Consider the following 830-nt stretch of genomic DNA (forward strand, 5'->3'; position numbering starts at 1 on the left):
GCTGCCTGTAGTGCCTCATCGGTACCCCTGAATGGGTTTGGGGTGAGAGCCACCCATTCTACGGCGGCAGCTGACCCACCCTCTATCCGTTCAGGCGTTGCGCTTATTCTGTGAATTCAGGAGGACAAATCCGATCCACGGATTTCATATCTGCAGCATCCAGCGTTAATTTAACCAATGATGGACGCAAACGTTTTCTCGGAATCATTGAACAAAGGCTCACCCAGGAGATCACACACCCCCAGTTTGGCTATCGTGCCAGTTATCGCAGAATATTTGAGATTCAAGCCCGCCTACTAGGTCGTCATCTAACGGGCGAGATTACCGAATTCCCAGGATTCATAACCAGATAAATGCCATGGAAAACCCCAGACTCTATATCGTCGCTTACGATATCAGCGACCCAAAACGCTGGCGACGGGTATTCAAAATCATGCATGGATATGGTGAATGGGTACAACTTTCCATATTCCAGTGTCGCCTGGAAAGCAAACGACACGCTGAACTCATCTCCCTCTTGGAAGGCATTATCCATCACCAGGAAGACCACATCCTCTTGATTGATCTTGGAAATGTCGATACCGTAGAACCCAAGGTGGTCAGCTTAGGGAAAGCCGGCTTCGAGCCCGTCGACCTGGCACCCATCATCGTCTGAATCCGCCGAAGCAATGCGAGCAACCCAGTGCCCCAGAAACTCCGGGAGATGCTCCCTGAATTCACAGAATAAGCGCAACGCCTGAACGGATAGAGGGTGGGTCAGCTGCCGCCGTAGAATGGGTGGCTCTCACCCCAAACCCATTCAGGGGTACCGATGAGGCACTACAGGCAGC

General features: G+C 51.9%; 1 protein-coding gene. It reads left to right on the forward strand.

All coding sequences use genetic code 11. The features are described 5' to 3' along the window. Positions 1-358: 358 nt before the first annotated feature. The gene (cas2, locus tag CKO33_RS13180) at positions 359-655 is read left to right on the forward strand and encodes a CRISPR-associated endonuclease Cas2 (RefSeq protein ID WP_200182685.1); all 297 of its coding nucleotides are present in this window, start codon (positions 359-361) and stop codon (positions 653-655) included. Positions 656-830 lie beyond the last annotated feature (175 nt).

The sequence above is a fragment of the Ectothiorhodospira mobilis genome, from assembly GCF_016584115.1.
Taxonomy (GTDB): Bacteria; Pseudomonadota; Gammaproteobacteria; order Ectothiorhodospirales; family Ectothiorhodospiraceae; genus Ectothiorhodospira; species Ectothiorhodospira mobilis.

What these genes read in the sequence shown, in the direction of transcription:
- cas2 (WP_200182685.1), top strand. Translation starts at nt 359, where the DNA reads ATGGAAAACCCCAGACTCTATATCGTCGCTTACGATATCAGCGACCCA.